Raw genomic sequence first — 3792 nt, 5'->3', positions numbered from 1 at the left:
GCCGGCGGCGTGCCAGGCGCGCCGCCCGCGGGGGCTGCGCCGGGGTTTCCGGGCGCAGCGGCACCCGCAGGTGCCGTCCCGGCGGCGGTCGGATCAGTGCTCTCGCCCGGCACCGGCAGCTTGACCCGCAGCGTGAACACGTACGGCAGCGCCTTGGTATCGACGATCGGACCCTTGGCTTCCTTCTCCTGGGCCTTGGCCTCGATCACCGTCAGCTCTGGATTGGTCATCCAGCCCGAGCCCTCGAGGTTGCGCATGTAGGTACTGACCCGCGCGTTGGACTGCGAGCGGCCCTCCAGGGTCAGCATGTCGCCTTCCTGCTTCACCGAGGTCAGCACCACGCCGTCGGGAATGGTCCGCACCAGCGAGTCGAACAGGTGCACCATCTGCGAGCGCTTGGCCTGCAGTTCCTCGATCACCTGCTTGCGCGCCAGCAGGCGGCGCTTCTTCTCGTCGAGGGTGTCGATTTCCTTGTTCTGCGCCTGGACCTTCTCGATCTCGGCCTGCAGATACGCGTTGCGCTCGTTCTGGCCGCTGATCTGCAGGTCGTAGTAGAACCAGATCAGTCCCGCCAGCAGCACCCCGGCGAACGCGGCCAGGCCAAGCATCGAATAGAACTCGCGTTCGCGCTGCTTGCGCCGTTCCGCCCGCCAGGGCAGCAGATTGATCTTCGCCATCAGTCGAAGCTCCTCAGCGCCAGGCCGGTGGCGATCATCAGCGCCGGCGCGTCCTGGGCCAGCGCATGCGCCTGCACCTTCGGCCCCAGGGTCATCTGCGCCAACGGGTTGGCGACCACCGTGGCCACGCCCAGTTGCTCCTCCACCATCTCCGGCAATCCGGCCAGGGCGGCGCAGCCGCCGGCCAGGACGATATGGTCGACGCGGTTGAATTCGCTGCCGGCATAGAAGAACTGCAGCAGGCGGCTGATCTGCTGCACCGTGGCTTCCTTGAACGGCTCGAGCACCTCGACCTCGTAGCTTTCCGGCAGCCCGCCCTGGCGCTTGGCCATGCCGGCTTCCTCGTAGGTCAGGCCGTAGCGGCGCATCACTTCGTCGGTCAGCTGCTTGCCGCCGAACACCTGCTCGCGGCTGTACAGGCTGCGCCCGCCACGCAGGACATTGAGGGTGGTCATGGTGGCGCCGATGTCGACCAGCGCGACGATGCCGTCGGCGGCCACCGGCAGCTCGCTGGCCACCAGCGCAAAGGCGTTCTCGACCGCGAAGGCCTCCACGTCCATCACCTTGGCCACCAGCCCGCCCAGCTCCAGGGCCGACTGGCGCAGTTCCACGTTCTCCGAGCGCGAGGCGGCCAGCAGCACCTGCACCATCTCGGGGTTGTTGGGGATGACGCCCAGCACCTCGAAATCCAGGTTCACTTCGTCGATCGGGTACGGGATGTAGTTCACCGCCTCCAGCTCGACCTGGGCTTCCAGCTCGCTCTCGTCCAGCTCGGCCGGCATCGGGATCACCTTGGTGATCACCGCCGAACCGGCCACGGCGGCCGCGGCATGCTTGGCGCGGGTACCGGAACGGGTCACGGCGCGGCGGATCGCCTCGCCCACTGCCTCGACCTCGACGATGTTCTTCTCGACCACGGCATTGGGCGGCAAGGGTTCGACGGCGTAATGCTCGACCCGGAACCGGTTGCCGTTACGCGAAAGCTGCAGCAGCTTGACCGCGGTCGAGCTGATGTCGATGCCGATCAGCGGCTGCTGACTCTTTGGGATAAGCCCCACGGATTTTCCCCTGCCGGCGGGCACTTGGACGCCAATGTTGCGCCAGCGCATTAATAACAAATTTTTTGCAATTGGCAACCGCCCGGTTGCATGTCGCGATCCGTGTCACGGCATGACCTGCGGCAGCAAACCCGTCGCATCCCCGGAACCGGCCCCAGCCGTTCCCCGGCGTACTCTATACTCTGCGCCCAAGAAATCTGCAATCGGAATCTCTCGCGATGCCCCGTTTTCGTCGTTGGCTGCGCTGGGCGCTGGTCTTGTTCGTCCTCCTTGGCCTGGTCGGCGCCGCCGTGGCAGGCGGGCTGTACTACGTCGTCTCCTCCAAGCTCCCGGACGTGCAGACCCTGCGCAAGGTCGAACTGCAGGAGCCGATGTACGTCTACTCCAGCGACGGCAAGCTGATGGCGCTGTTCGGCGAGACCCGGCGCTACCCCATCACCATGAAGGACGTGCCGGAGCGGCTGAAGCAGGCCTTCCTGGCCACCGAGGATGCCCGGTTCTACGAGCATGGCGGGGTCGACTACAAGGGCATCGCCCGCGCGGTGTGGCTGCTGGCCACCACCAACGACAAGCGCGTACCGGGCGGCTCCACCATCACCCAGCAGGTGGCCCGCCAGTTCTTCCTGAGCTCGGAATACAGCTACACCCGCAAGCTGGCGGAGATCCTGCTGGCGCGCAAGATCGAGGCCGAGCTGACCAAGGACGAGATCTTCGAGCTGTATCTCAACAAGAGCTTCTTCGGCAACCGCGCCTACGGCGTCGCCGCCGCCGCCGAGTACTACTACGGCAAGAAGCTCAACGAGCTGAGCCTGGACGAGATGGCCTCGCTGGCCGGCATCCCCAAGTTCCCCTCCAGCGGCAACCCGATCAGCAACCCCGAGCGCGCCAAGCAGCGCCGCGACAACTATGTGCTCAGCCGCATGGCCGCGCTGGGCTTCATCACCCCGGCCGAGGCCGAGGCGGCCAAGGCGGTGCCGATGCACGCCGCGCCGCACGAGCGCCCGGTCGAGGTCGAGGCCCCGTACGTGGCCGAGCTGGTGCGCCAGGAAATGATCGCGCGCTTCGGCGGCGACGTGCTGGACAAGGGCTACCACGTCTACACCAGCATCGATGCGACCCTGCAGGCCGCCGCCAACCATGCCGTGCGCCAGGGCCTGGTCGTCTACGATCGCCGCCACGGCTGGCATGGAGTGGAAAAGCATTTCGACGTTCCGGCCACCGCCGATGCGGCGGCGCTGGCCAGCCATCTGAGCGGCGTCTACGCGCAAGGCGGGATGCTGCCGAGCATCGTCGCCGGCACCGGCAGCGACGGCAGCGCCACCGTGGTGCTCGCCAACAAGACCGAGCTGGTGCTGCCGGTGGCCGCCAGCCGCTGGACCGGGCGCAGCCCCGCCACCCTGCTCAAGCGCGGCGACCTGGTGCGCATCCAGGAAGGCGACAAGCCGGGCGAATGGGAGATCACCCAGATCCCGCGCGGCCAGGCCGCGCTGGTGTCGCTGGACGCCAACAACGGCGCGCTGCGCGCCATGGTCGGCGGCTTCAGCTACGCCGGCAACAAGTTCAACCGCGCCACCCAGGCGCGCCGCCAGCCAGGCTCCAGCTTCAAGCCGTTCCTGTACGCGGCCTCGTTCGAAAAGGGCTTCAACCCGGCCTCGATCGTGCTCGACGCACCGGTGGTGTTCCGCGACCGCCGCGGCAAGACCTGGTCGCCGCAGAACGACGGCGGCGGCTTCCGCGGCCCGATGCGCCTGCGCGAGGCGCTGGTGCAGTCGCGCAACCTGGTCTCGGTGCGCCTGCTGGACGCCATCGGCGTGGACTTCGCGCGCAAGTACATCAGCCAGTTCGGCTTCCAGGAAGCCGAGTTGCCGCCGAACCTGTCGATGTCGCTGGGCACCGCCTCGCTGACGCCGCTCTCGGTGGCGCGCGGTTATACCGTGTTCGCCAACGGCGGCTCGCTGGTCAACACCTGGATCATCGACAAGGTCACGGACCGCGACGGCAATGTCCTGTTCCAGGAACATCCGCTGACCGCCTGCCGCAGCTGCGGCAGCGTCGGC

3 protein-coding genes are annotated in these 3792 nt (G+C 67.5%); 1 reads left to right on the top strand and 2 read right to left on the bottom strand.

Annotated elements, in window-relative coordinates:
* Together D588_RS0111500 and D588_RS0111495 are read right to left on the bottom strand one after the other, a co-directional pair.
* A partial coding sequence (locus tag D588_RS0111500; RefSeq protein ID WP_017916080.1) for a PilN domain-containing protein occupies window positions 1–677 on the bottom strand: 677 nt, incomplete at its 3' end.
* Window positions 677–1735 (bottom strand): pilus assembly protein PilM, encoded by a 1059-nt coding sequence (locus tag D588_RS0111495; protein WP_017908825.1) that lies wholly within the window; start codon window positions 1733–1735, stop codon window positions 677–679. The genes D588_RS0111495 and D588_RS0111500, both read right to left, overlap by 1 nt.
* Before the next feature lie 218 nt (window positions 1736–1953).
* Here D588_RS0111495 and D588_RS0111490 point away from each other — a divergent pair.
* A partial coding sequence (locus tag D588_RS0111490) for a transglycosylase domain-containing protein (RefSeq protein WP_026143609.1) occupies window positions 1954–3792 on the top strand: 1839 nt, incomplete at its 3' end.

This window comes from Xanthomonas sp. SHU 308, from assembly GCF_000364645.1.
Classification (GTDB): domain Bacteria; phylum Pseudomonadota; class Gammaproteobacteria; order Xanthomonadales; family Xanthomonadaceae; genus Xanthomonas_A; species Xanthomonas_A sontii.
This window is presented reverse-complemented; position numbering and strand designations above follow the sequence as displayed.